This window comes from Microbacterium sp. ZKA21 (assembly GCF_050434165.1).
Taxonomy (GTDB): domain Bacteria; phylum Actinomycetota; class Actinomycetes; order Actinomycetales; family Microbacteriaceae; genus Microbacterium.
Window position 1 is genome coordinate 38,795 of the sequence record NZ_JBNPVV010000010.1, and the last position, 25,565, is coordinate 64,359.

At 69.1% G+C, this 25,565-nt stretch carries 28 protein-coding genes; 13 read left to right on the forward strand and 15 right to left on the reverse strand.

Going from position 1 to position 25,565, the window contains the following annotated elements:
* The first annotated feature begins 6 nt into the window (after positions 1-6).
* From M2317_RS17740 to M2317_RS17750, 3 genes are read left to right on the forward strand one after another with little or no spacing between them, the layout of a single operon-like run.
* The gene (locus M2317_RS17740) at positions 7-930 is read left to right on the forward strand and encodes a sugar kinase (RefSeq protein ID WP_429462500.1); all 924 of its coding nucleotides are present in this window, start codon (positions 7-9) and stop codon (positions 928-930) included.
* A 29-nt stretch (positions 931-959) separates the two neighbouring features.
* Positions 960-1,574: a bifunctional 4-hydroxy-2-oxoglutarate aldolase/2-dehydro-3-deoxy-phosphogluconate aldolase gene (locus M2317_RS17745; protein ID WP_429462502.1), complete on the forward strand. Its 615-nt coding sequence runs from the start codon at positions 960-962 to the stop codon at positions 1,572-1,574.
* Positions 1,571-1,978, forward strand: coding sequence for a rhodanese-like domain-containing protein (locus M2317_RS17750; RefSeq protein WP_429462504.1), 408 nt, complete (start codon positions 1,571-1,573; stop codon positions 1,976-1,978). The genes M2317_RS17745 and M2317_RS17750 overlap by 4 nt, the downstream gene beginning before the upstream one ends.
* A gap of 21 nt (positions 1,979-1,999) precedes the next feature.
* Here M2317_RS17750 and M2317_RS17755 read toward each other — a convergent pair whose 3' ends face one another.
* From M2317_RS17755 to M2317_RS17780, 6 genes are all read right to left on the reverse strand, one after another.
* Positions 2,000-2,911, reverse strand: a complete 912-nt coding sequence (locus M2317_RS17755; RefSeq protein WP_429462506.1) for a glycine betaine ABC transporter substrate-binding protein — start codon at positions 2,909-2,911, stop codon at positions 2,000-2,002.
* 99 nt (positions 2,912-3,010) lie between these two features.
* The gene (locus tag M2317_RS17760; RefSeq protein ID WP_429462508.1) at positions 3,011-3,925 is read right to left on the reverse strand and encodes a glycine betaine ABC transporter substrate-binding protein; all 915 of its coding nucleotides are present in this window, start codon (positions 3,923-3,925) and stop codon (positions 3,011-3,013) included.
* A 51-nt stretch (positions 3,926-3,976) separates the two neighbouring features.
* On the reverse strand, positions 3,977-4,945 hold the full coding sequence (locus tag M2317_RS17765; protein WP_429462510.1) for an ABC transporter permease: 969 nt from the start codon (positions 4,943-4,945) through the stop codon (positions 3,977-3,979).
* Positions 4,945-6,255 carry a quaternary amine ABC transporter ATP-binding protein gene (locus M2317_RS17770; protein WP_429462512.1) on the reverse strand — a complete coding sequence of 437 codons (1,311 nt, stop codon included), beginning with the start codon at positions 6,253-6,255 and terminating at the stop codon, positions 4,945-4,947. The genes M2317_RS17765 and M2317_RS17770 overlap by 1 nt, the downstream gene beginning before the upstream one ends.
* 328 nt (positions 6,256-6,583) lie before the next feature.
* Positions 6,584-7,801, reverse strand: a complete 1,218-nt coding sequence (locus M2317_RS17775; protein ID WP_429462514.1) for a class I SAM-dependent methyltransferase — start codon at positions 7,799-7,801, stop codon at positions 6,584-6,586.
* Between the two features lie 9 nt (positions 7,802-7,810).
* Complete coding sequence (locus M2317_RS17780; RefSeq protein ID WP_429462516.1) at positions 7,811-8,164, reverse strand: ArsR/SmtB family transcription factor; 354 nt, start codon at positions 8,162-8,164, stop codon at positions 7,811-7,813.
* Positions 8,165-8,180: 16 nt separating this feature from the next.
* Between M2317_RS17780 and M2317_RS17785 the strand changes: the two genes are divergently transcribed.
* The 4 genes from M2317_RS17785 to M2317_RS17800 all read left to right on the forward strand — a co-directional run bounded on the left by M2317_RS17785 (position 8,181) and on the right by M2317_RS17800 (position 10,765).
* Entirely contained in the window at positions 8,181-8,657 is a 477-nt protein-coding gene (locus M2317_RS17785; RefSeq protein ID WP_429462518.1) for an SRPBCC domain-containing protein, read from the forward strand.
* Positions 8,658-8,784: 127 nt separating this feature from the next.
* A complete protein-coding gene (locus tag M2317_RS17790; RefSeq protein ID WP_429462520.1) occupies positions 8,785-9,186 on the forward strand; it encodes a GntR family transcriptional regulator in 402 nt (133 codons plus the stop codon).
* Positions 9,183-10,082 carry an ABC transporter ATP-binding protein gene (locus tag M2317_RS17795; protein ID WP_429462522.1) on the forward strand — a complete coding sequence of 300 codons (900 nt, stop codon included), beginning with the start codon at positions 9,183-9,185 and terminating at the stop codon, positions 10,080-10,082. The genes M2317_RS17790 and M2317_RS17795 overlap by 4 nt, the downstream gene beginning before the upstream one ends.
* Entirely contained in the window at positions 10,082-10,765 is a 684-nt protein-coding gene (locus M2317_RS17800) for a hypothetical protein (RefSeq protein WP_429462524.1), read from the forward strand. The genes M2317_RS17795 and M2317_RS17800 overlap by 1 nt, the downstream gene beginning before the upstream one ends.
* Positions 10,766-10,811: 46 nt before the next feature.
* On the opposite strand, the gene M2317_RS17805 is transcribed toward M2317_RS17800, so the two are convergent.
* Entirely contained in the window at positions 10,812-11,405 is a 594-nt protein-coding gene (locus M2317_RS17805) for a winged helix-turn-helix domain-containing protein (protein WP_429462526.1), read from the reverse strand.
* Positions 11,406-11,479: 74 nt separating this feature from the next.
* Between M2317_RS17805 and M2317_RS17810 the strand changes: the two genes are divergently transcribed.
* Positions 11,480-12,901, forward strand: a complete 1,422-nt coding sequence (locus M2317_RS17810) for an MFS transporter (protein WP_429462528.1) — start codon at positions 11,480-11,482, stop codon at positions 12,899-12,901.
* A 135-nt stretch (positions 12,902-13,036) separates the two neighbouring features.
* A complete protein-coding gene (locus M2317_RS17815) occupies positions 13,037-13,840 on the forward strand; it encodes a MerR family transcriptional regulator (protein ID WP_429462530.1) in 804 nt (267 codons plus the stop codon).
* A 241-nt stretch (positions 13,841-14,081) separates the two neighbouring features.
* Here M2317_RS17815 and M2317_RS17820 read toward each other — a convergent pair whose 3' ends face one another.
* Positions 14,082-14,300, reverse strand: a complete 219-nt coding sequence (locus M2317_RS17820) for an SCO4848 family membrane protein (RefSeq protein ID WP_429462532.1) — start codon at positions 14,298-14,300, stop codon at positions 14,082-14,084.
* Between the two features lie 159 nt (positions 14,301-14,459).
* Here M2317_RS17820 and M2317_RS17825 point away from each other — a divergent pair, with 159 nt between their 5' ends.
* The 3 genes from M2317_RS17825 to M2317_RS17835 are packed head-to-tail and all read left to right on the forward strand — an operon-like array spanning position 14,460 to position 17,129.
* Positions 14,460-15,059 (forward strand): RNA polymerase sigma factor, encoded by a 600-nt coding sequence (locus M2317_RS17825; protein ID WP_429462533.1) that lies wholly within the window; start codon positions 14,460-14,462, stop codon positions 15,057-15,059.
* Positions 15,056-15,496: a hypothetical protein gene (locus M2317_RS17830; protein ID WP_429462535.1), complete on the forward strand. Its 441-nt coding sequence runs from the start codon at positions 15,056-15,058 to the stop codon at positions 15,494-15,496. Before M2317_RS17825 ends, M2317_RS17830 begins: the two co-directional genes overlap by 4 nt.
* A gap of 49 nt (positions 15,497-15,545) precedes the next feature.
* Positions 15,546-17,129 carry a S8 family peptidase gene (locus tag M2317_RS17835; RefSeq protein ID WP_429462537.1) on the forward strand — a complete coding sequence of 528 codons (1,584 nt, stop codon included), beginning with the start codon at positions 15,546-15,548 and terminating at the stop codon, positions 17,127-17,129.
* Positions 17,130-17,135: 6 nt separating this feature from the next.
* On the opposite strand, the gene M2317_RS17840 is transcribed toward M2317_RS17835, so the two are convergent.
* The 5 genes from M2317_RS17840 to phnD are packed head-to-tail and all read right to left on the reverse strand — an operon-like array spanning position 17,136 to position 21,081.
* The gene (locus M2317_RS17840; RefSeq protein ID WP_429462539.1) at positions 17,136-17,750 is read right to left on the reverse strand and encodes a TetR/AcrR family transcriptional regulator; all 615 of its coding nucleotides are present in this window, start codon (positions 17,748-17,750) and stop codon (positions 17,136-17,138) included.
* Positions 17,747-18,508, reverse strand: coding sequence for a tyrosine-protein phosphatase (locus tag M2317_RS17845; RefSeq protein WP_429462540.1), 762 nt, complete (start codon positions 18,506-18,508; stop codon positions 17,747-17,749). The genes M2317_RS17840 and M2317_RS17845 overlap by 4 nt, the downstream gene beginning before the upstream one ends.
* Complete coding sequence (phnE, locus tag M2317_RS17850; RefSeq protein WP_429462542.1) at positions 18,505-19,344, reverse strand: phosphonate ABC transporter, permease protein PhnE; 840 nt, start codon at positions 19,342-19,344, stop codon at positions 18,505-18,507. The genes M2317_RS17845 and phnE overlap by 4 nt, the downstream gene beginning before the upstream one ends.
* On the reverse strand, positions 19,328-20,185 hold the full coding sequence (locus tag M2317_RS17855) for a phosphonate ABC transporter ATP-binding protein (RefSeq protein WP_429462544.1): 858 nt from the start codon (positions 20,183-20,185) through the stop codon (positions 19,328-19,330). Before M2317_RS17855 ends, phnE begins: the two co-directional genes overlap by 17 nt.
* Positions 20,182-21,081, reverse strand: a complete 900-nt coding sequence (gene phnD / locus M2317_RS17860) for a phosphate/phosphite/phosphonate ABC transporter substrate-binding protein (protein WP_429462546.1) — start codon at positions 21,079-21,081, stop codon at positions 20,182-20,184. The genes M2317_RS17855 and phnD overlap by 4 nt, the downstream gene beginning before the upstream one ends.
* Positions 21,082-21,255: 174 nt before the next feature.
* Here phnD and M2317_RS17865 point away from each other — a divergent pair, with 174 nt between their 5' ends.
* Positions 21,256-23,679, forward strand: a complete 2,424-nt coding sequence (locus tag M2317_RS17865; protein WP_429462548.1) for a CHAT domain-containing protein — start codon at positions 21,256-21,258, stop codon at positions 23,677-23,679.
* Between the two features lie 213 nt (positions 23,680-23,892).
* Here M2317_RS17865 and M2317_RS17870 read toward each other — a convergent pair whose 3' ends face one another.
* Positions 23,893-24,663 carry a DeoR/GlpR family DNA-binding transcription regulator gene (locus M2317_RS17870; RefSeq protein WP_429462550.1) on the reverse strand — a complete coding sequence of 257 codons (771 nt, stop codon included), beginning with the start codon at positions 24,661-24,663 and terminating at the stop codon, positions 23,893-23,895.
* Positions 24,660-25,505: a class II fructose-bisphosphate aldolase gene (locus M2317_RS17875; protein ID WP_429462552.1), complete on the reverse strand. Its 846-nt coding sequence runs from the start codon at positions 25,503-25,505 to the stop codon at positions 24,660-24,662. The genes M2317_RS17870 and M2317_RS17875 overlap by 4 nt, the downstream gene beginning before the upstream one ends.
* Between the last annotated feature and the right edge of the window lie 60 nt (positions 25,506-25,565).

Sequence of the window (25,565 nt, forward strand, 5' to 3'; positions counted from 1 at the left end):
CTCCTCATGAACATTGCAGATCACGCGGCGCACCCCAGTCCGGCGCTCATCGCTCTCGGCGAGACGATGGCGCTCCTCACACCTCACGATGCGTCGCGGCTCACCGATGCGGAGAGCCTCCGGCTGACGGTCGGCGGAGCCGAATCGAACGTCGCCGCACACGTCGCCATGCTCGGCCACCGCACCGCCTGGGTCAGCGCGCTCGGCGATGATGCCCTCGGGCATCGCGTGCGCCGCACCCTCGCCGAACAGGGGGTGGACACCCGGTGGGTCGCTTTCGACGCTGCCGCCCCGACCGGAGTGTACTTCAAGGACCCCGGTCACGGCGTGCTGTACTACCGGGCCGGATCCGCGGCATCCCGCATGAGCCCCGCGAGTATCGCGGCCGTTCCGCTCGAGGATGCCGCGATCGTCCACATCTCCGGCATCACGCCGGCGCTCTCCGCGGACTGCGCCGCACTCACCGAAACGGTCATCGACCGGGTCACCACCGCGGGCACCGGGCTGCTGAGCTTCGACGTGAACCACCGTGCAGCCCTGTGGGCCGCGTCGACCGCCCACCCGGTGCTGCGCGACCTGGCGAACAGGTCCGACATCGTCTTCGTCGGCCTCGACGAGGCCCACACGCTCTGGGGCTGCAACGCCCCGGACGATGTGCGCGCCCTGATCCCGGCCCCCGCACACCTGATCGTCAAGGACGGCGACGTCGGGGCGACCGAGTTCTCCGACGCCGGCTCGGTCTTCGTCCCCGCGATCCCGACCGAAGTCGTCGAAGCCGTCGGCGCCGGGGACGCATACGCCGCAGGGTGGCTCGCCGCGCACCTCTCCGGTGCTCCCGCCGACCAGCGACTGCACGCCGGACACCGCCGTGCGCACCTCGTGCTGCAGTCCACCGAAGACGTCGTCGACATCGCAGGCCCGGCGCAATGACCGGGCCGAACACAGAGAAAGAGGACCTCATGGACAACTCCGGATTCGAAGAACTCTTCAGCGCATCGCCACTGATGGCGATCCTGCGCGGCATGGGACCCCAGCGCAGCCTCGCCGTGTCGACCACAGCCTGGGATCTCGGCATCGAAGTCGTCGAGCTGCCGATCCAGACCCCGGACGACATCGAAGCACTGCGCCTGGTCGCCGCCGCAGGCAGAGAACGCGGCAAGACCGTCGGCGCCGGTACCGTCATCACCGAGGAGCACGTGGCGCAGGCGGCATCCGCCGGCGCCGCGTTCACCGTGAGCCCCGGCCTGGATCTCAACGTCGTGCGCGCATCGCACGACGCCGGCATGCTCAGCATCCCGGGCGTCGCCACCGCGAGCGAGGTCCAACTCGCCATGACATCCGGGCTGACCTGGCTGAAGGCCTTCCCCGCCTCCCTCCTCGGCCCGGAATGGCTCACCGCCATGCACGGGCCGTTCCCTGACGCGCGGTTCGTGACCACCGGCGGCATGAACGCCGCCAACGCCGGGGACTACCTGCGCGCCGGCGCGCGCGTCGTCGCCGTCGGTTCCGCTCTAGAGGACCCGACGCAGCTGCCGCTTCTCGCCGAGCTGCTAGGCGATCGGGACCGGGAGTGACCGACGTCAGGGCGAGACTCGCCCACGTCGACGCACGCCTCGCCTACGAGATCGATGTGACCGCCGCCGCACAGGCCGTCGAATCGGGCGCGGCTGTACTCGTCGACACCCGGCGCCGCCAGTCCTGGGAGCACGGGCATATCGCCGGCGCGCTGCATCTGCCGACCACGGAGATCGACGCGAAGATCGACGACCTGCCTCGAGATCGCACCCTCATCGTGTATGGCTGGGGACCCGGCTGCAACGGCAGCACGGCCACCGCGCGCGTCCTGCTCGGCGCAGGACTCGATGTGCGCGAGCTGCTCGGCGGGTACGAGTACTGGGTGCGCAATGGCTTCCCTGTCGAAGCCGATGGCGTCGTCACGCGCCACGCACCGGATCCGCTGGTCACCGCGGAGCCGTGACGCGCGGCGCGCGAGACGCGCTTATCCGGTCACGGCCCAGTCGAGCCGGTCGCCCTGCTCCTCCAGCCATGCATCGATCGCTTCGGTCTCCTGCCCGGAGCCGTATTCGTTGACGACGAGGTTCTCGAGCGAGCCGTACTGCTCGTCGTCGAGCGTGATCCGCCCGATCAGGTCGGCCGCCTCGGGGAACTCCTCGGCGAACCCCTTGTGCCCGAGGAAGTGGAGCCCTTCGGGATCTCCCATCCCGTTCTCCGGATCCTCGAGCTCCTTCAGGCCGTACGCGTCGATCGCCCAGAACGGCTTCCAGAGCGTGACCACGACGTCCTCCTCCGACTCGACCGCGTCATCGACGACGGTCAGCATGGCTGCGAGCGAGGACGAGGTCAACGTGTACTCGTCATCGAGCCCATGCGTCGGGAACAGCTTCTCGCTCGCCATGGTCGCGGTTCCGGAGCCCGGCTCGATCGTGTAGATCCGACCCTCGAAGCGGTCGCCCTGCCCGTGGAGATCGTCGACGGAATCGATATCGTCCATGTAGTCGGGGACGGCGAGGAATCCCTGGGCGCCCTCGTAGTAGGTGCCGAGGTCCTCGAGGTCATCGCCGTACTTCTCCATGAACGCCTTCTGCGAGATCTCCGGCCACGCCGACGGGTAGACGTCGACGTCTCCCTGGGCGAGTGCGGTGTAGAGCATGCCCGGCTCGGTCAGCGTCTCCAGTTCCACGTCGTAACCGAGCTTGGTCAGCTGATCTTCGAGCAGGTAGGCGTTGTTGACGGCATCCGTCCAGGACGGCAGGAACCCCACCGTGATGGTGCCCTTGTCCGATGAACTCGCCTCGTCTGCAGAGCTCCCGCTCGTGCAGCCGGTGAGTGCCAGGGACGACCCCAGTCCGAGGACGAGGATGCCTGCGGTGATGTGTGTGCGCTTCGTCATGTTCCGTATGTCTCTTCCGTTTGTGTTCTGTTCTGCGGACGCGCAAAGGAAAGGGGGCGCCGCAGCAGAAGCCGCGACGCCCCCGTTCTCAGGCGAGGATCACTCGGAGACGACCCAGTCGAACTGGTCGCCGTTCTCCTCGAGCCAGGCGTCCACGGCCTCCGCTTCCTTGCCGTCGCCGTACTCGTTGACGACGAGGTCCTCGAGCGCGCCGTACTGCGCGTCGTCGAGCTTGATCTGCGAGGCCAGCTCAGCAGCCTCGGGGAACTCCTCGGCGAAGCCCTTGTGACCGATGAAGTTCAGGGTCTCGGGGGTGCCCATGGCGCCCTCGGGGTCCTCGAGCGTCTTGACGTCGTACGAGCTGTTCGCCCAGAACGGCTTCCACAGCGTGACGACGACGTCCTCCTTGTTGTCGATCGCCTCGCCGAGAACCGTCAGCATGGCGGCGGTCGACGACGTCTGCAGCGTGTACTCGCCGTCCAGACCGTAGGCCGGCATCGCGACTTCCTGGGTCTGCTTGGTGAGTCCGGCGCCCGGCTCGATGCCGACGATCGTGCCGTCGAACATGTCGGCCTTGCCCTTGAGCTGGTCGATCGAGTCGATGTCGGTGTAGCTCGGAACGGCGAGCGTCAGCACGGCGTTCTCGTAGTAGGCGCCCAGGTCCTCGAGGTCGTCGCCGTACTTCTCCATGTAGGAGGCGTGCGTGACCTCGGGCCATGCCGACGGGTACATGTCGACGTCGCCCTGCGCGAGGCCTGTGTACAGCGGGCCGGCCTCGGTGAGCTCCTCGAACTCGACCTCGTAGCCGAGCTTCTCGAACTGGTCCTGGAGCAGGTAGGCCATGCTCAGCCCGTCGGTCCAGGAGGGGAGGAATCCAAGGGTGATGGTGCCCTTCTCGTCCTCGCCCGAGCCCCCGGCCGAGGTGTCGTCAGAGCCCGTCGCACACCCCGCGAGGGCGAGGGATGCGGTGACTCCGAGTGCTGCGACGGCTGTGATGTGCCGGTACTTCTTCATGGTGCTTCCTTTCGTATGCTGTGGTGCGTTCCGTATGGGTCAGTTGGTGCTTCAGATGCCGACGTTCGGCGCACGGTGCGGAGAGGCCTGTGCACGTTCGGCCTCCTGCGCAGCCTTCGCCGCGGCATCCGCTGCCTGGGACCGCTGCGCCGCGCGGCGCTGGGCGAGCACGCCCAGCAGTGACGACGGGTAGTCGTTCGGCGTGCCGAGGGCGGCGGTCACGCGATCGAGGTAGACGGCGATCAGCACGACGGCCAGCCCCGCCTCCACGCCCTTGGCGATGTCGACGGTGGAGATCGCCAGGACGACCTCCTTGCCGAGCCCGTCCGCGCCGGCCATACCGGCGATGACGACCATCGACAGCGAGAGCATGATGACCTGGTTGACACCGGCCATGATCGACGGCATCGCGAGCGGCAGCTGGATGCCGCGCAGGATCTGCCCGGGCTTCGCGCCGAAGGCCTGTCCGGCCTCCACGGTCTCGGAGTCGACACCGCGGATGCCGAGTTCGGTGAGGCGCACACCAGGGGGCAGCGCGAAGATCACGGTCGCGACGAGGCCAGGCACGACGCCGATGCTGAAGAACACGATCGCCGGGATCAGGTACACCATGGCCGGCATGGTCTGCATGAAGTCCAGGACCGGCTTGAGGATCATCCGGACGGTGTCGTTGCGCGCCGACCAGATGCCCAGCGGCACGGCGATCGCGATCGCCACGAGCGCCGAGACCAGTACGAGCGCCATGGTCTCCATGGACAGTTCCCACAGGTCCATCGAGACGATGAGCAGGAACGAGATCACGGTGCCGACCGCCATCTGCCACGAACGCACGAGCCAGGCGATGAGCGCGAAGAGCGCGATCATGATCGGGAAGGGCGTGCCGACCAGGACGTCGGTGAGCCCCTCCACGAGGAACCGCACGACGAACCTGATCAGGTCGAGCAACCCCTCCAGGTTGTCCTTGATCCAATCGACGACGGATGCGACCCATTCGCCGATGGGGATGCGGAAGCCATCCATCACAGCACCTCCTTCTCGGGGGCCTGGCCTTCGACGACGGCGGCCGCGGCATCCTGCGCCTCATCGAGCACGGCGTCGATCTCGGCCTGCGGCACGGGGCGCAGCGGAAGCGTGATCTCCTCGGTGGATCCGGGGCCGGGGCCGAGGGCGGCGAGCAGCGTGACGCGCGGGATGACGCCGACGAGGCGGCCACCCGCGTCGACGACGGCCAGCGGAAGCGGCGACTCCACCGCGGGGACGAAGAGGTTCATCAGGATCTCGTCCTCGGCCACGCTCTGCGGAACCGGCTTGAGGATCGATGCGAGAGACGTCTCGCCCTTGCGGACGAGCTTGATCGCGTCGCGGTCGGTGACGATGCCGATCAGCTTGCGGTCGCGGCCGGTGACGTACGCGGCCGACATGTAAGCGTCGCGCATCTGACGCAGCGCCGTCCGAGGGCCCGTCGTCTCGGCCACGACCGGACGCGGCAGCTCCATGACATTGGATGCCGTGAGCACTCGCGCGCGATCGACATCCTGGACGAACTGCTCGACGTAGTCGTTGGCGGGGTCGGTGAGGATGTCCTCCGGCGTTCCGATCTGGACGATCCGGCCGTCGCGCATGACGGCGATCCGGTCGCCGAGGAACATCGCCTCGTTCAGGTCGTGCGTGATGAACACGATCGTCTTCTGCAGCTTCTGCTGCAACTCGAGCAGCTGCTCCTGCATCTCGCGGCGGATCAGCGGGTCGAGCGCGCTGAACGCCTCGTCCATGAGCAGGATCTCGGTGTCGGCCGCGAGCGCGCGGGCGATGCCGACGCGCTGCTGCATGCCGCCGGAGAGCTGCGAGGGAAGCTTGTCTCCCCAGCCGTGCAGGCCCACCATGGCGAGGACCTCTTCGGCCTTCGCCAGGCGCTCAGCCTTCGGGACTCCGCGGAGCTCGAGCGGATAGGCGACGTTCGCGGCGACCGTGCGGTGCGGCAGCAGCGCGAAGTGCTGGAACACCATCGACACCTTGTCGCGCCGGATCTCTCGCAGTCGGGATGCCGGGATGCCGGTGATCTGGTCGCCGCCGACGGTGACGTCGCCGTCGGTCACGTCGTGCAGCCCGTTCAGCATGCGGATGATCGTCGACTTGCCCGAGCCGGACAGGCCCATGATGACGAAGATCTCGCCTTTGTTGACGGTGAAGCTGGCGTCGATGACGGCAGCGGTTCCGGCGTCGAGGACATCGTTTCGGGATTCGCCGGACTTCAGGCGGCGGACGGCTTGGTTCGGGTTCCGTCCGAACACCTTGAACAGATGGCGCGCAACAAGTGCGGTTTCGGTCACGTTTCCCCCGCGACTCACCGTTTTCAGGGTCTCGGTGAGCCTGCTTCGGTAGCGCCCGGGTGACGTTCACAAGGCCGTTTCGACAACGCTGCATGGCGGCACGGGCGGCGGATTTCGGATCCCCCGCAAAGAACATCGACCGTACGTCCGCGCCTCTTCGTAGTCACTGCAGAATCGAAAGAAGGACGCGGCCGCGGACTGGTCTTCGGGCATCATGCCCGTCTTCCACCGTAACAAAATGGCTGGTCAGGGCAAATCGACGGCGTGTCGGGACCGGGTGGAATCGTGGCCTGAACGGGGATTTGGACGATGCATCCGCGTATGCGGTTCAGGCGCGGATACTGCGGGTCACGGTGAACTTCGCAGTGCGATGCACCTGCTCGGTCGGGCCGATCAGTCGGGTGAGTTCACCCTTGTAGGCGAGCGCCGAGTTGTACACCGTCCAGAGTTCGCCACCCGGTGCGAGCAGCCGAGCGGCAGCTTCGAACAGGCGGGTGGCCGCGGCCGTGTGGACGCTCGTCCCGAGGTGGAACGGCGGGTTGAGCAGCACGACATCGGCCGAGGCATCCGGAAGCTCTGATCCCGCGTCATCGTGCGTGACCTGAACACGATCGGCGATGCCGTCGGCGGCCATCGTCGCCCTCGCCGAGGCCACCGCGGCGGCGGATCGATCGGTCGCGATCACGCGGGCATCGGGATGGGTGAGCGCGTAGACGGCGGCGAGCGCGCCGGTGCCGCACCCCAGGTCGAGCACGACCCCGGCGGACGGGACCCGGTCGAGCACGTCGAGCAGCACGCGCGTGCCGATATCGATGCGGGCACCCGCGAACGCACCGCCGTGCGCGGCGAGCGTCACTTCGACAGGCTCAGCGAACGCAGTGAGGACATGCGTCTCGCGCACCGGGAACGGCGGAGTCTCCGGCACGTCGCGGGGCCCGTCCGCGATGATCAGTCGGGACTTCCGCTCCGCGCGCTGCGCCTGCACCCGCGCGAACGACCGAGTGAGCACGTCGTTCTGCGCGAGAGTCATGTGCTTGACCCGACCGCCGGCGACGAGCACCACATCGTCCGCAGCCCAGCGCGCCACGGCATCCGCGATCTCCTCGAGCTCGGCGAGCGCCTTCGGCAGCTGCAGCAGGACGAGTCGGGCACCGGTCAGCAGCTCGGCATCCAGTTCGTGCGGGACGAACCGCGTGCCGGATTCCGGATGGCTCGCGGCGCGTCCTGGTTCCGCCTCGGCCGACACGCCGTCGCCGTCCGGAGTTCGGACCAGTCCGAGGGCGGCCGCGTTGTGCGCGAGCGCACGCCGCCCGGTCGCCAGGTCCTGATGCACACGGAGACCCGCCATTCCGGCATCCATCAGGGCGAGCGTGATCGCGCCGTATCCGTCGCCGATCACGACGATCTCGGCGCCGGTCAGCCCCCGGTCGGCGGCGAGATCGAGCCCCCGGTCGACGAGCAGCAGATCCGTCGCATCGTGCGCCTGCAGATTCGACGCCTCGACGTCGGGGAAGCGCCGCAGGCGCTCGTACGGGAACTCGGACACCACCCCACCCTAGGCGTCGGGATCGCGCTCCCCGTCAGCCCCGGCATCCAGCTCGGCGAGCAGGTCCACAGCTGCGCGCGCGTACTCGCCGATCCAGCGGTCGTGGATGCGCTTGATCGGCAGCGGAGCCAGCGTCAGATGGCGCTCCCTGCCCATCCTCTGGCCGATGACGAGCTCGGCCTGCTCGAGCACGCGCAGGTGCTGGAGCACGGTGGTCCGATCGAGCTCGGGGAACTGGGCGCACAGGGCGCCAGTGGTGCAGGGAGCGGCGCGCAGCGCATCCAGCATCCGCCGGCGGATCGGGGCGGCCAGCGCCTTGAACACGAGGTCGTCGTCACCGACGCTTCCCTCGTCCGAATTCATGTTGTAATCTTACAACATGTCAGGCATCGAAACGCTCACCGAACTGTCCTTCTCCGTGTCGGGCCGCGTGGCCAGGCCGATCGCCGAGGCGTACGAGGCCGTCGCCGACCCCGCGCAGCTCTCGCGCTACTTCACCACCGGCGGCGCCCGCGGTCGCCTGGAGGTCGGCGCCGAGGTCACCTGGGACTTCGCGGACTTCCCGGGTCGATTCCCCGTCACGGTGGTCGAGGCATCCGCCCCGGATCGCATCGTCATCGAGTGGGGCGGCGAGAACGCTGCGGGCGGCGCCGAGATGACTCGCACCACGTTCGAGTTCTCCTCCATCGACGACGGCGCCCGCACACTCGTGACCATCACCGAGCAGTCCTGGCAGGCGACGCCCGACGGGGCGAAGTCGGCCTTCGGCAACTGCGAAGGATGGACCGGGATGCTCTCCGCCATGAAGGCCTGGCTGGAGCACGGCATCAACCTGCGCGAGGGCTTCTACCGCTGACGCGCGCACCCATCCACGCAGAAAGGCCGGCACCATCAGGTGCCGGCCTTAATGCATCCCTTGACATCCATGCGGGTTCTATGGTTATTTAGTCGAGTAGGTAACCCATAAACCAATCGGAGGCATCGTGATCGACGAAGGCAAGGCGCTCTTCCTGCAGATCGCCGAGCAGATCGAGGACTCGATCGTCGACGGTTCGCTGGAAGAGGAGTCCAAGGCTCCGTCGACCAACGAGCTGGCCGCCTTCTACCGCATCAACCCCGCCACCGCAGCCAAGGGAGTCGCCATGCTCACCGACAAGGGCGTGCTGTACAAGCAGCGCGGAATCGGCATGTTCGTCACCGCCGGAGCCCGCGATCAGCTCCTCGGCGAGCGTCGCGCCGCGTTCGCCGACCGCTACATCGATCCCCTCCTCGCCGAAGCCCGCACTCTCGGACTCGGCGCGGAGGACCTCACCGCACTGCTGCGCGAACGCGCAGCGGCATCCACCACCACAGGCACCACCACAGAAGGGAAGAACCCCGCATGACCGCCGTCATCGAGGTGCAGAACCTCTCCAAGCGCTACAAGGACAAGCGTGCGCTCGACAACGTGTCGCTGTCCGTCGAGGGCGGCGCCATCTACGGCCTGCTCGGTCGCAACGGCGCCGGCAAGACCACGCTGATGTCCATCCTCACGGCCCAGAACTTCGAATCGTCCGGCACCGTCAAGGTCTTCGGCGAGCACCCGTACGAGAACGCGCACGTGCTCAGCCGGATCTGCTTCGTCCGCGAGAGCCAGAAGTACCCGGACGATGCCTATCCGAAGCACGCCTTCACGGCGGCGAGGCTGTTCTTCCAGAACTGGGATCAGGCACTCGCCGACGAACTGATCGCCGAGTTCCAGCTGCCGATGAAGACGACGATCAAGAAACTCTCCCGTGGGCAGCTCTCCGCGGTCGGCGTGATCATCGGGCTGGCTTCGCGCGCCGAGATCACCTTCTTCGACGAGCCGTACCTCGGACTGGATGCCGTGGCCAGACAGATCTTCTACGACCGCCTGGTCGAGGACTACGCGGAGCACCCGCGCACGATCATCCTCTCCTCGCACCTCATCGACGAGGTCTCCAACCTCATCGAGAAGGTCATCGTCATCGACAACGGCCAGATCCTGCTGAACGAGGACACGGATGCCGTGCGCGACCGCGCCGTCACGGTCATCGGCGACGCGGCGAAGGTCGACGCCTGGTCCGCCGGGCGCGACGTCCTGCACCGCGAGGCGCTCGGACGTGTCGCGTCGGCGACCGTGCTCGGAGCGCTCACCGACGAGGATCGCTCCGGCATCGCGGCATCCGGGTTGGATCTGGCACCGGTGTCGCTGCAGCAGCTCGTCGTCCGCCTCACCCAGAAGGCCGGCACCGCAACCACCACGGAGGAGGTCCGCTGATGCGCACGCTCAACGTCATCCGACTGCAGCTGATCAACAAGGGCACGTTCATCTGGTACCCGCTGGTGATCCTCGCGGGCGCCGTGATCATCTCGGTGCTCATCTACGCGATGATCCCGATCGACGAGCCGAAGTACGGCGGCGGCGGGCAAGCACCGCTGTGGTACTTCTTCGCGATCGGGATGTCGGCGATGACCCTGACCTTCCCGTTCTCGCAGGCCATGAGCATCACCCGCCGCGAGTTCTTCCTCGGCACGATGCTCACCGCGATTCTCGCCAGCGCCCTCATGGGCGTGCTGTTCCTCATCGGCGGCGGGATCGAGATCCTCACCAACGGATACGGCGTCAACGGCTACGTCTTCTACCTGCCATGGCTGTGGGAGGCGGGTCCGCTCGGGGCGTTCGTCGTGTACTTCACCCTCGCCCTGTTCTTCTTCGTGATCGGCTTCACCGGAGCGACCGTCTTCAAGAGCTGGGGGCAGATGGTCCTCATCATCGCGATCTTCGCGCTCACCCTCGCGCTCCTGGGGCTGGTCTTCCTCGTCACCCGTCTCGAGCTGTGGGGGGACGTCTGGGAGGGCATCCTGGCACTCGGCGCCGTCGGCCTGGCGCTCTGGGGCCTCGTCGCCGTCGCGGTGCTCTCGGTGATCTCGTTCATCGCATTCCGCCGGACGATCCCGTAAGGACCGCACGCTCTCTGAGGGGACGGATGCCGCGGCATCCGTCCCCTCAGAGCGTGTCGTCCGCGGCGATGATGTCGAGACTCCAGACCCGGGTCTCCGGGTCGTCGGGGTCGTGGGCATCGCCGATCTCTTTGATGGCCTCCTGGATGCGGCGTTCGAGCTCGGTGAACTCCGCCTCGTTCAGACGCAGGTTCGCCTGTGAGAAGGTGCCGTGCACCACCGGATCGCGACCGGAGACGTACTCCGGCGCCCAGACCATGACCTTGCGCAGCATCTCGAGATGATCGTCCGCGAGCGCGTTCATCAGCACGCCGCCGAGAACCTCGTCGGCGATCGGATGCTCGGGAGAGCCGACGTTCCACGACCCCTCGACCGACTTCCATACCCGGTCGCGCTTGTCGCGGGCATACTCGGGGGCCTCCTCGATGAGGCCGGCCGCGGCGAGAACACGCAGATGGAAGCTGATGCTGTTGGCCGGGATGCCGAGATCCGCGGCGAGGTCCGCCGCACGCGCGTGACCGCGACCCGCGACCGCCCTGGCGATGCGGCGGCGCAGCGGATGCGCGTAGGCCTTCATCATCGCCGTCGTCGCGGGCTTCGCGTCCGAATGCACCGGCATCGCGTTCTCACCTTCTGCCACTCTCGGAGTCTATCCACACCGATCATTGCGCAATGACTGTTGCGCACCTACTGTTGCGCATCTATGCTCGAGCCATGACCACCGTCACGCCGCACCGCCTGGTGCACAACGCCCGCTACCTCACGTGGCTGATCAGCGACACAGCCAAGGGGCTCGCGTCCGCGCTGTTCGGGTTCGCGATTCCGCTCATCGCGCTGATCGTCACGAACGATCCGGCGCAGGCGGGCATCATCAGCGCGGTCGGCATGACGATCCGCACGGTCACGACCGTGTTCGGCGGCGTGCTGGCCGACCGGCACGACCGCATCGTCATGATGATCCTCGGTTCAGCCGCGGGAGTCGTGATCGCCGGCGCCTTCACCGTTCTCGCCCTCGTCGACGCTCTCACGTTCGTCACACTGCTGCTGATCGACATCGCGCTCGCCGCCCGCACCGGACTGTTCGACATCGCCGGCGAGAGCGCGTTGAAGGAGATCGTGCCGGATGACGCGATGGGCAGGGCGCAGGCGGCGAACCAGGGGCGCGACGCGGTGCTGCAGCTCGCCGGCGGACCGCTCGGCGGTGTGCTGCTCGCGGGCGGGGCGTGGCTGATCGGGGCCGCGATGGCGGTGTGCCATCTGATCGCGATGGCGACGGCGTGGCTGCTGCGGCGTTCGGCACCGGTCGGGACGTCCCGGGTTCCGGACGCCTCCCGCGTGTCGACGCCGCGCGAGCCGCGACACGCCGCTGCGCAGACGGACCGTCCGGGATCCGGCACGCCGACGGCGGATGCGGTGACGCCGGGCGTCGGAGAAGCGGATGCCGCAGCATCCGACGTGGGGCTCGCAGCCGCCGCCGTGACCGTCGGGAAGCCGAACGCCCTGCGCGAGGTCGCCGAGGGATTCCGATGGTTGTTCTCCCGACCGGACCTGCGCGGGGTGCTCTTCGTCGCTACGATCGTGAACCTCGGTTTCAGCACCGCGATGACCACCGTCATCTACTCGCTGCAGCAGTCCGGTCACTCCACGATCACGATCGGGTTCCTCGCGACGGCGGGCGGCGTCGCGATGCTGCTGGGTGCGCTGACCGCTCCGCTCCTGGTCTCGCGCGTGCGGGCGAGCGTCGTCATCATCGCCGGCCTGGCCGTCGCGACGCTCGGCGTCTTCGGCATGATCCCGGTACAGGAGCCGTGGGCGCTCATGATCATGCTCGGGGTGACGGTGTTCTTCATCCCGGCCGTCAACGCCGCTCTGATGGGGTACTTCATGGTGGCGACGCCCACCGAGCTGCTCGGCCGCGCGAACAGCGCATCGGCCGTCCTCGGCATGGGCGCCATGCCGCTCGCGCCGCTCATCGCCGGCTTCGGGCTCGCCTCGATCGGCCGGGAGAACACTCTCATCGCGGCATCCGTTCTGTGCACGATCTCGGTCGTGCTGGCCGTCGCGAACCGCGGCCTGCGCGCGCTGCCGGCCGAGTCCGGCTGGGCGGCGCACGCAAGGCAGTTCGAGATGCGCTGACTCGGCGTCGAGAGGGCAGTTGCGCACAGTGCGGCACGCGAACACTGTGCGCAACTGCCCTCTCGCGGCCGACTGATCTGGGCGCCGACCTGGGATGCTTGACCCTGACACCGTGTGAGGCGGGAGAACAGAGACATGTTATCCATCGGGGCGTTCGCGCAGATCGGCCAGGTGACCCACCGCCAGCTACGGCATTGGGACACGGCCGGGCTGCTCGTGCCCGCCCACGTGGATGAGTTCAGCGGCTACCGCTCGTACGATCCGTCGCAGCTCGAGAGGCTGCATCGGATCGTCGCGCTGCGCCAGCTCGGGTTCGGTCTCGACGACATCAGCCTGATCCTCGAGCAGGGAGTGGATGCCGAGCGCATCGGCGCCCTGCTGCGGATCCGTCGGGCCGAGGTCGAACAGGAGCATCGGCTCGCAGCCGCACGACTCGTCGACGTGGAGCGGCGCCTCCACCTCATCGAAAGCGAGAACCAGATGTCCACCATCGAGATCATCGAGAAGCCCCTTCCCTCCGTCCGGCTGGCAGCGCGTCGCGCGACCGTCGCATCCCAGCCCGAGGTCGCCGGTGTCGTCGGCCCCGCCTTCGATGCGGTCGCCGACATCATCGGCGCGGAGAAGGGGTCTCTGACCACCCCGATCGCGCAGTACTCGGCCACGGAGGACGGAACGGAGATCGTGGCCGGCTACGCGTACAACGGACCGGCACGCGACGGCTTCGAGTTCATCGACCTTCCGGCGGCAGAGCTGGCGATCTGCGGCATCCACCTCGGTTCCATGGACCGGATCGCCGTGAGCTGGCAGCAGATCCACACCGAGATCATCGCGCGCGGCTTCGTGCCCGCCGGCCCGTGCCGCGAACTGTACGTCCGCGCGGTGTCGAATGACCAGTCCGACTGGGTGACGGAGCTGCAGCAGCCGGTCGCCCGCGCCTGACGCGGCCGCCCGTCATCCCGGGGGCCGACACGCCACTTGTCGGACCGGTTCGCGGCATCCGTCCGACATCTGGCGTGTCGGCCCCCGAATTGGTGCCGGTCCGGGAAGCGGGCCGACCCGGGCGGGGCCGGTCCGGGCGGGCCGGCCCGGGCGGCGGCGACCCCCCGGCGGTGCCGGCGCCGCGGCGATCCCCGAAGTCGTGTCGGTGCAGAGGCGCTGCCGGGCCCTCGGGATGCCGGGGCTACAGCGCCCCGACCAGCGCCGCCACGCCGGCGATCGCGGACACGAGCGCCAGCACGAGGGCGATCACGATGAGCACCACGTGCACCTTCAGGAACGCGGTCGCCCTGCCCTCGGCATCCCTCGCGCGCGGGTCCTGCGCGACCCGCTTGTAGAACCGCGGCCACACGATCACGTTGAACGCGGCGTTCAGGAACAGGAGGATCGCGAGAGGAATCACCCGTCCACGGTATCCCGCCGCAGCCCCCGTCCATATGGCGCCGACGCCGCGACACGCCGTGCAGCGCGTGCACACGCGCCATGGAGACGGGTTTGTACCGAGTCCATGTATCAGAAAGCTCTTGCCCTGCTCCTGGTAGGTGTGAGCACAATGAGCACCATGACCGACGCCTCCCCCGAAGGCGCCGTCAGCGATGGCACCGCACGCTGGGAACGCGCGGCAGCCCTCTTCGCTGACTGGCGTGCCGGCGACGCGCGCGCCATGGACGAGCTGGTGCGCCTGATGACGCCCGTGCTCTGGCATGTCGTACGCGCGTACGGACTCGAACGCACCCTCGCCGAGGACGTCGTCCAGACGACCTGGCTCGCCCTCGTGCGCAGCCACGAGTCGGTCGCCGATCCGCAGGCGATCTCCGGATGGCTGACCGTGACCGCCCGCCGCGAAGCGTGGCGAGTCGTGAAGAAGCACCGGCTCGCGACGGCGACGGCCGACGAGGTGCTCGATCCGATGCTTCCGCACGAGCAGTCGACCGAGGACCGCGTCGCCGATGCCGACGAGGCCGCCCGGCTCTGGACGGCGCTGGCCACACTCACCGATCGCTGCCAGCGGCTGCTACGCGTCGTCGCCTTCGACGACCGACCCGACTACGCGAGGATCGCCGCCGACCTGGACATGCCGATCGGGAGCATCGGTCCGACCCGACAACGGTGCCTCGCCAAGCTGCGCACGGCGCTGGTGGATGCCGGAGGTGCACGATGAGCGACGACGACCTGTTCGCCGCCGTCCGTGCGGCGGCCGAGCTCCACGACCCGATGCCCGCGGACCTCGCAGACCGCATGGTCGCGGTCGTCGCGGTCGCCGACCTCTCCCGCGAGTACGCGCTGCTCACGCTGATGGAGGGCATCGAGTCACCCGTCCGCGGGGACGCAGAGACCACGACGATGCAGTTCAGCGACGGCTCTGCCACGGTGCTGCTGCACATCAGCCGCGCCGAGAACGGTCGACGCCGCGTCGACGGCTGGATCGATGCCGACGCCGCGGAGGTGCGGCTGTCGCAGGGCGAGCGCACCTGGACGACGCAGCCGGCCGAGCACGGCCGCTTCGCGTTCGAGGACGTACCGCCGGGACTCTGCCGCGTGCAGGCCGTCACCGCAGGGGACGCCAAGGATCTGCTCACGCCTCAGTTCGAGGTGTGAGCTCCACGGGGGATGAACGCGGCGGCCCTGCCGCCGGGAGGGGACACGCATGGATCAGCCGAGGAACTGGACCTGGCAGGACAGAGCAGAGGGGTCGATCCCTCGGGGGACGGCACTGGACCCCACTGTCGATCCGATACCCGAGATCCGGGCGTATCCCACGGCGTATCTGCCGACGCGGATGCTCATCGCAGAGCGAGACGACGACGAGAACGGCGCCTACGACCGCGACCTGAAGATCCTCATGGACGCCGCCCGTTCCTTCGGCTGGCACCTGGAGGTCGAGAACACCGATCTGGTCCGGGCCGGGCTGCGCGACGACAGTCTGCCGGGCATCCCCGGGCTGCACCGCGCGAATCTGACGACGCCTGGCGAGCTGGAGGGCGCCGAGTCGCCGATCGCGCCGGACGCGTGGCGCGTGCTGCAGCGCGCACGCAGGATCACCGGTGGGCGGATGCCGCGGGCGGGCCTGGAGCACGTCCTGTCGATCGACCCGGTGGGCCTGAATCCGTTCACGCGATCGAACCCGTTCACCCGATCGAACCCGTTCACCCGATCGAACCCGGTGCGCGGAGCGGGAGCCGTCGGAACGGACGACTACCTCGAGCCCGGCCGCGGCGCTCGCCAGCCCATCGCCTGGGTCGGTCCGGGGCCGGTACGCGGACCGCACCCGAAGAAGGGCGGTCGCCGCGCCGTGATCGCGGTCCTCGATACGGGCTGCGGCATCCACGACTGGCTTCCGGAATCCATCGTCACGCGTGGCCTCACGCTGGACGGCGTTCCGATCGGTCTCATCGGAGAGGACGATCCGGAACGCTATCCGGACCTGTACGGTCAGCTCGACGGGGAGATCGACGCCGTCGCGGGGCACGGCACGTTCATCGCCGGCATCCTGCGGCAGACCGCGCCGGACGCGGACATCGTTGCGGTCCGCGTGGCCGGGGCGCTCGGCGTCGTCGACGAGAGCACGTTCCTATCGTCGCTCGCCGCCGTGGTCGAACTGCATCGGAGATGGGTCGCCGGCGAGGCGGGCGGACATCCGATCGACGTCCTCAACCTGTCACTCGGCTACTACCACGAGACGCCGACGGACGGCCTCTTCTCGATGACCCTGTACGACCTGCTTCATGCGGCGAGGGAGACGGGAATGGTCGTCGTCTGCTCGGCCGGCAACGACGCGGTCGATCGGCCGGCCTTCCCTGCGTCGCTCTGGGCCTGGCCGGGAACGGACAACGGGCTGCATCACGACGACGGCGCACCGCACGTGTCGGTCGGCGCGCTGAATCCGTCGCTGCGCTCCCTGGCCCTCTTCTCGAATGTCGGGCCATGGGTGCGCGCCTACGCCCCCGGCGCCGCAGTCGTCTCGACGACGCCCGCGTTCACCGGCGGCGCGCAGGCGGCCACCCGCGCCGACTTCGAGGGCTTCGACCGGCAGACCGTCGATCCGGACGACTATCGCGGGGGATTCGCGGCGTGGAGCGGCACGTCGTTCTCCGCCCCCTACGTCGCCGGCCGGATCGCGGCAGCGCTGGCGCCGTCGCTCGCGGCCTCGACGAAGGTTCCAGCGAAGGGGATCAAGGGCGCCGTGGATGCCGTGCTCGCCACGCTTCCTCCGGACGCGCCGATGTCGTAGCCGGAGTCACGCCTGCATGCCGCGCCAGACCACCTCGAACGCCGCGTGCAGGCGCTCTCGCGCCCCTGGGGCATCCATCCCGTCGCCGCGGACGACGATCTGGTAGTACGCGGCGCCGGCGATGGCGTCGAAGCACGCCTCGACATCGAGGTCGGCCCGCAGGATGCCCCGTTCGATGCCCGCGCGGAACGCATTCTCGATCGGCACGCGCCGACGGGAGACATGAGAATTCCAGTACGCCTTCTGCAGCGTCCGATCCCCCATCACGAGCCGGATGCGCTGGCGGAACCGCACCTCGGAGTACCCGGCCGCGGTGACCGAGCTGGGTGCACCGAGCAGCGCCGTGAAGACGGCCTCTCGGAGATCCCCGTCCGTCGGCACAGCGGGCGGCACGGTGCGCCCGACGTCCAGCGCCGCTGCGATGAGCGCCGTCAGCGACGGCCAGCGGCGGTACAGCGCGGCGCGGCTCACCCCGCTGCGCGTGACGATCCTGGTGACGGTGACGTCCTCCTCGGCGTCGATCAGCGCGAGCGTCGCGGCGATGATCTGCCCGTCGATGTCCTCGTCCCTGGGGCGGCCGGGGCCGCGGCGCACCGCGGCTCCGGCATCCGTCGTCGTCATGAGCCCAGCGCGCGCTCGCGCAGCCGCGCCTCCGTGTCGGCGCTGAGTCCGGCGGCCCGCAGCGGGGCAAGCGCATCGCCGTGGCGGTCGCGCAGCGTCTGCAGCAGCATCCGCATCGACACCTCCATCGACCCCTCCAGGAGAGCCGTCGTCTCGTCGCGCGCCGAGACGTCGATGCCGAGCGCACGCCACATCGCACCCATCACGGGCTCGCTGCGGCGCATGATCTCGCGCATGTTGTCGCCGGTGCGGGCGTAGTCGGAGACGATGTCGTCGTCGTTCGCCCCGAGCACGAGCAGCAGCATGGCGGCGAGGACGCCGGTGCGATCACGTCCGGCGGCGCAGTGGAATGCCGCAGCGCCCGGAGTGCAGGCGATGATGTTCAGGGCCGTGACCAGCTGGGACGCCGCGACTTCGACCAGCCCGACGTACATCTCCCCCATCGACTCGTGGCTGAACTGCGGTCGGCCGTCCTTCATCGACTGTCCGACATCCGCGATCAACGGCAGGTGGTGGTACGCGATCGGGTAGGCACCGAGAGGACCCCGACCGGTGACCTCGACCTCGAGCGGGGACCGCAGATCGATGATCGCCGTCAGTCCGTTCGCGAGGAGATCTGACGCCACCTCCGGCGTGACGTACGCGAGGTCGTCCGTGCGGATCGCGACTCCCTCGCGCAGCACGCCGCCGTCGATCACGATCCCGCCGAGGTCGCGCAGGTTCACCGGGGCGCTGAGGGTGAGTTCGATCGTGGTCATGTGATTCTCCTTCGGATGAGGGCGCTGCCCTGGTCGATCGCCGTGACGAGCACGATGATGCAGATGATGATGGCGCTGAGGTGTCCGTAGTCGTACATGCGCATCGCCGTGGTGAGCTCGAGGCCGATGCCGCCGGCGCCGACGAGTCCGAGGATCGTCGCACCGCGCACGTTCCCCTCGAACAGCAGCAGCGTGTAGGACACCAGCAGCGGTGCCGCCTGCGGCAGGATGCCGTACTGGATGATCTGGCGCTTCGAGGCTCCGACCGCCTGCATCGCCACGATGGGTCCGTCGTCGACGGATTCCATCGCCTCGGCGAAGATCTTGCCGATCGATCCGAGCGAACCCAGCGTCATGGCCAGGATGCCGGCGAACGGCCCGAGCCCCACCGCCGAGACGAACATCAGCGCGAACACGAGATCCGGCACCGAGCGGATGATGTTCATCACCCAGCGCGACGGGTAGTACAGCCACCTCGGCGCGATGTTCGATGAGGCCCCGAACGCGACGATCAGCGACAGCACGGCCCCGAGCACCGTGGCGATGATCGCCATCTGCAGGGTCTCGACCAGGAGTGCCAGGATCGTGCCGATGTCGGAGAAGTCCGGCGGGAACAGCCGCGACATGAACTCCGCCATGTTGACGGTGCCCTGGGCGAGCGCGGCGAAATCGAAACCGACACCGCTCGCGGACCACAGCAGGATGCCGATGGCCACCGGGATGCCGAGGAGGAAGCGGGTCCGCGGAATGCGGAAGGCCCGCTCCAGCCGATCGCGCTCGGCACCGGACAGCTGCGGCGCTTCACGCCGCGCGCGCGGTTCAGCGGTCGTCGTCATCGTCGTCCTCCTCGTCGTAGAGCACCGACAGCGCGTCGGCGTCGAGATCGCCTGTCGCACCCGAGACGAGCATCTCGCCGTGACGCAGTCCGACGATCCGATCGCTGTGATCGAGCGCGAGAGGCAGCACGTGCAGGCTCACCAGGACCGGGATGCCGTCCTCACTCGCGATCTCGCGCAGCAGGCGCAGCACGGAGCCCGCGAGCTTGGGGTCGAGCGACGCCACCGGCTCGTCGGCGAGGATCAGCCGGGGCTGCTGCATGAGCGCCCGTGCGATCGCGACGCGCTGCTGCTGCCCGCCGGAGAGCGAGCGGGCGGGTTCCGTGGCCTTGTGCGCGATGCCGACCCGGTCGAGCAGCTCCATCGCCCGTCGGCGCTGCGCCGAAGAGAAACCGCCGACGAGGTTGATCGCGCCGGCACCGTGCAGACCGCCGGTGAGCACGTTCGTCAGCACGCTGAGCCGAGGGATGAGATTGAACTGCTGGAACACCTGGCCGACCTCGCTGCGCAGGGTCCGCAGCTCGCCACGGGCGAGGTTGGTGACGTCGTGCCCTGCGACCCGCACGGACCCGCCCGAGATCGGTGCGAAGCCGGTGAGGCTCTTCATCAGCGTCGACTTCCCGGAGCCGGAGGCACCGAGCAGGGCGACGGTCTCCCCGGGGAAGAGGTCGAGGTCGACGCCGTCGAGCACAGGGCCCGCGGCGGTGTCATAGCTCACACGCAGATCCCGCACGGTCGCGAGCGGCAGCGCCTGCCGCAGTTCGGCGGTGGTCACAGGGACGTCCGTGGCCCGAGGTGCGGATGCCGCGGCATCCGCCCCCTGCTTCGTCACGGTGGTCATTCCAGGTCCTCGAGTTCGACGCCCGCGACCGCGGCGATCTCGGCGAAGGACGAGAAGATGCTGGGGTCCGGGGCGATCTCGACCTCGAGACCGATGAACGAGCTGTAAGCGGCGAGCGCGTCGGCGTTCTCCTCGGAGAAGACCTTCGGCAGCGCCTCTTCCAGTTGCGTGCGCGTCTCGTCGTCCAGCGACTGGCGGGCGAGGACGGTGCCCATGACATCCATGGCCGGGCTCTCGCCGACGCCGCGCCACTCGCCCTCGGCGAACGGGAACATCGGGGCCCCCAGTTCGGTCAGCATGATCGCCGTGCACGCGGCATCCACCTGGCCCTGCTCGAGAGCCGCGAAGCTGCCCTCGTGGCCGCCGGCGAAGATCGCCTCGTAGTCCTCGCCCTGCTCCAGCCCCGCCTCATGCAGCATGTAGACGGGCATGAAGTAGCCGGAGCTGGATGCCTGGTCGGCGAAGGCGACGGTCTTGCCCTCGAGGTCTTCGAGCGTCCGGATCGGCGAGTCCTCGAGCACGACGCAGGTCGAGACAGGGTCATCGGAGCCCTTCCAGGCCAGCAGTGCGTCGACCTCGCCGGTGTTGACGGCGAGCGCGGACGGGAAGCCGCTCATGATTCCGATGTCGACGTGGTCGTTGCGGATCGCCTCGACGACGCTGAGGTAGTCGGGGACGTCGGTCACTTCGACCTCACGGCCGGTCTCGGCCTCGAGCAGTTCGACGAGGGCCTCGATGGGGTTCTCCTGCGTCGGGTCATCCGAAGCGGGCAGGGTGGCGATCGTGATCGGCGCATCGGCGGCGGGAGCGGCGCCCGCCTCCGGGGACTGGCAACCGGTCAGGGCGAGTGCGGCAATACCGAGCATGCCCACCGCAGGGAGGGTGTAACGGCGCATGGCGGAACCTTTCGGATGAGGGGAATTGCGAGAACACCTGTATTCGAACTCGCCGAGGTGTCCGGCAATTACGAGACCGCCGTACTTGAAACGGAACGTCGGGTGAACGGTCGGTGACGCCGACCGCGGCGTCATGTGCTCGCGGGGGCCTCGGGAACACGGCATCCTGGTCGGATGGGGAACTCGGGGCGGGAGTTGTGGCAGCGCGGGCGTGCCGCGCTGGATTCGCAGCGATACGCGCAGGCGCGTCGCCTGCTCGACCGCGCCGCCGCCGCCCCGGACGCGGATGCCGATCTGCAGGCACGTATCGCCGGCACGTTGTCGTATGTGCTGGCGCAGACCGGCGACCCGGCCGGCGGCGAGTCGCTCGTGAGAGAGGCCCTCGCCCGCGACGGACTCACCCCCGAGACCGCCGCCGTGCTCGCGGGGCAGCTCGGTGTGATCTGCACCAGGGCCGGCCGACTCGATGAGGCCGAGGCGATGCTGACGCGCGCGGTCGACGGTCTCACCGGGATGGCACTGGCGAACTGTCTGATGAACCGCTCGCTCGTGCACATGCAGCGGCGGAATCTCGACGCCTGCACGGTCGATCTGGAGCGCGCCACCGAGATCTACGAGTCAGCGGGCGACGCATCGGCGGCCGCCGAAGCCCGGCACAACCTCGGCTACGCCGCGCTTCTCGCGGGCGATCTGCTCACGGCCCTCGACCTGATGGCGCGCTCGCGCCCCGTGATCGCGGCGGAATCCGAGGTCAGCGCGGCCATGAGCGACCTGGACCGCGCCGAGGTGCTGCGCGACGCGGGCCTCGTCGACGAGGCCGAGCACCTGCTCGAGTCCGTGGCCGTGATCTTCGGGGCGGCGAAGATGCGCCAGGCCAGGGCGGAGGCGGAGTTCCATCTCGCCCGTTCGCTGCTCCAGCATGAGCCGGCCAGGGCCGCGAAGATCGCCGGTGCGGCGGCTCGTCGTTTCCGCGCACTCGGCAGCGACAGCTGGGCTGCCCGCAGCGCCGCGGTGCGGCTCGATGCGCGCAGCGCCTCCGGGGCGCCGCCGCGCGCGGAGGAGTTCACCGAAGCCGCGGACGCGCTGACAGCAGCAGGATTCCCGACCGAGGCCACCGCGGTGCGGTTGAGTGCCGCCGTCGCGGACGCGCGCACTGGTCGGGAGCAGGCCCCGCTGCCGCGTCTCCCCCGACAGGCGCCCACACCGTTGAAGCTGCGTGCCGCAGAGGCCAGAGCCGCCAGATCCCGCGGCGCCGCAGCCCGCCGCCACGTCGCCGGCGGGCTGGATCTGCTCTCGGACTGGCAGCGCTCGTTCGGTGCGCTCGACCTGCAGGCGTCCGTCGCGATGCACGGGACGAACCTCATCTTCCAGGGGCTGCGTTCGGCTGCCGAGAGCGGCGACCCGAGCATCCTGTTCGACTGGTCGGAACGCGCCAGGCACCTCAGCCAGCAGGTCGTGCCGGTCCGTCCGCCGCACGACCCGGAGCTGGCCTCCGACCTCGCAGAACTCCGGATGCTGCGCGCCGAACTGACCGGCAGCGAGTGGACGACGCACCCCCAGGTGCGAGCGCTGCGTGACCGGGTCCGTGAGCGGCAATGGACCGCGACCGGTGCGGGCGACACCCGGCGTCGCGTCGGAATCGACGAGGTGCGCGCGGTTCTCGACGCGACAACCGCTGTGCTGTCGTACGTCTTCACCGGCGCCGACCTGCTCTGCGTCGTCACGACCCGGAACCATGCGCGTATCGTGCGCCTGGACTGGGACGAGGTGACGCGCGCGACGCAGGGTCTGCGCGCGGACCTCGACGTCGCGGCGGCGGTGCGCTCGGGCCCGATGGCTGCGGTCGTCGCCGGTGCACTGGACGAGCGGATGCGCGCGCTCGGCGCCGCCCTGCTCGCCCCGGCGCTCTCGGCGACGGAGGGTGCGTCGCGTCTCGTCCTCACCGTCCCCGGCGCGCTCGGCGGCATCCCCTGGGGCATGCTTCCGCAGATGGCAGGGGTGCCGTCCGTGCTGACGACGTCCGTGTCGCGGTGGTTCGACGACCGCAGCGCCCCGCGGCAGGTGCGATCGGCCGGGTTCGCCGCCGGCCCGCGTGTGCCGCGGGCGGTCGAGGAGACGCGCGCCGCGGCATCCGTCTGGCGGAACGCGACCGTGCTGACCGGGCCGGACGCGCGGGTGGATGCCGTGACCGCCCTCGCCGACCGCGTCGACGTCCTGCACATCGCCGCGCACGGCAGGCACACCGTGGACAACCCGCTCTTCGCCGGATTCGAGCTCTTCGACGGGACCCTGTTCGGCTACGACGTCGACCTCATCCCGGACGTCCCCGACACCGTCGTGCTGTCCGCGTGCGAGCTCGGCCGCTCCTCCGTGCGATGGGGTGAGGAGGCGCTGGGGATGACACGGGTGTGGCTGCACGCCGGCACCCGCGCGGTCATCGCCGCCCCGACCGTGGTCGCGGACGACGTGGCGGGCGAGCTGCTCGCCGCCGTGCACGCCGGTCTCAGCGCGGGCGACGACCCCGCAGTGGCCCTCGCCGCGGCATCCGACACGACCGGCCTTCGGACGCCTTTCCAAGTGCACGGCACTGCCCTCTGACGCCGGCGGAAGAATTTCTCGATTCGATGTATCAGATCCCTCGGATGCCGCTCTTGATGTTCAGACGATGTCACGCGGAGCGCCAGAGGGGGAGGCGCGAGGGAGGTCGCGAAGATCTTCGACACTGGGGAGTTGCGCACTGGGGAGCGCAGAAGATCGACATCGACTGCTCAGGAGGCGTCGCGGTTCGCAGCCGCGGCGCCTCCGTTGGGTTCACCCGGCCCGGATGATCTCGAAACCGGCTCCGGCCAGCTCGCCTGCCGCGGCATCCGCGATGCCCTCATCCGTGATCAGCAGCGGGAAGAGCGCCGCGTCGCCGACCTGAGCGAACGCCACCGCGCCGACCTTGTCGGAATCCGCGACGATGATCGCCTGCTCGGCGCGCTGGGCCATCATCCGGTTCACAGCGGCCTCGCGCTCGTCGTGCGTGGTGGCGCCGGCTTCCGGCGAGATCCCGTTGACACCGATGAACGCGACGTCCAGGTGGATTCCGGAGAGCAGCTGCTCGACGAACGGCCCGACCAGCTCGTAGCTGCGGGAGTGGATGACCCCACCCGTCACGACGACCTTGATGTCGGGACGCGTCGCGAGCTGCGCTGCGATGTTGACGGCGTTCGTGACCACGGTGATCTCGCCGAGATCCTCGCGTGCGGCCAGCGCCGCGGCGAGCGCGGTCGTCGTGGTGCCTCCGGAGAGTCCGACGGTCGCGCCGGGGTGGACGAGCGCCGCGGCCGCACGCGCGATCCGCTCCTTCGCGTCGGTGCGCAGATGACTCTTGTACCGCACCGGCAGCTCGTAGGCGACGGACTGCGCGACCGCACCGCCGTGCGTCCGCGTCAGCAGGCGCTGTTCGGCGAGACTGTCGAGATCGCGCCGGCTCGTCGCGGGGGACGAACCGAACCGTTCGACGAGCCCATCGATCGTCACCTCGCCCTCGGCGGCGAGCAGATCGAGGATCGCGCTCAACCGCGCGGCGCGCTTCACGCCGCCCCCTGAAGGGCGAACAGGCGCAGCATTCTGGCCGCTTCCGCGGCGACCGCCTCCCGCGCCGGGGCGACGTACCGGCGCGAATCGACGAGGTCCGCATCGGCGTCGAGTCGCTCCCTGATCACGCGGGTGAAGACGTCGTTGAAATGCGTGGAGACGTTGATCTTCGTCATTCCGGCGCGCACGGCATCCACGATAACGGCATCCGGGACTCCCGACGATCCGTGCAGCACGAGCGGGATGTCGAGTGTCCGGTGCAGCCGGCCGATGAGGTCGATGTCGAGCACGGCGCTGCGCTCGGTCATCGCGTGGGAGCTGCCGACTGCGACGGCCAGAGCGTCCACTCCCGTGGCCGCGACGAACGCCCGCGCCTCATCGGGATCAGTGCGCACCCCAGGCGCATGCGCGCCGTCCTTGCCGCCGACTTCGCCGAGCTCCCCCTCGATGTGGATGCCGGCCGCTCGCGCTCTGTCGGCCACCTGCGCCGTGAGCGCCACGTTCTCGTCGTATGGCAGCGCGCCGCCGTCGAACATGACGGATCCGATGCCGAGTGCGATCGCCTCGCCCACGAGTTCCGGACGTTCGGCATGATCGAGGTGGACGGCGACGCGCGTCTCGGCGCGGCGCGCGACCGCGAGAGTCGCCAGCGCGATCGGCTCGAGCCCGCCGTGGTAGTCGGCGCAGTTCTGCGAGATCTGCAGGATGACCGGCAGCCCGGCCGCCTCGGATGCCGCGACGAACGCCTCGGCGGTCTCGAGATGGACCACGTTGAACGCACCGATGCCGCGGCGTGCGGCATCGGCTTCGGCCACGAGGTCACGGGCGGAGACGAGGGGCATGCGGGGTCCTTCGCAGGGATCGGAGGGCGAGAAACCACTCCGCGCGCGGGAAACCCCTGC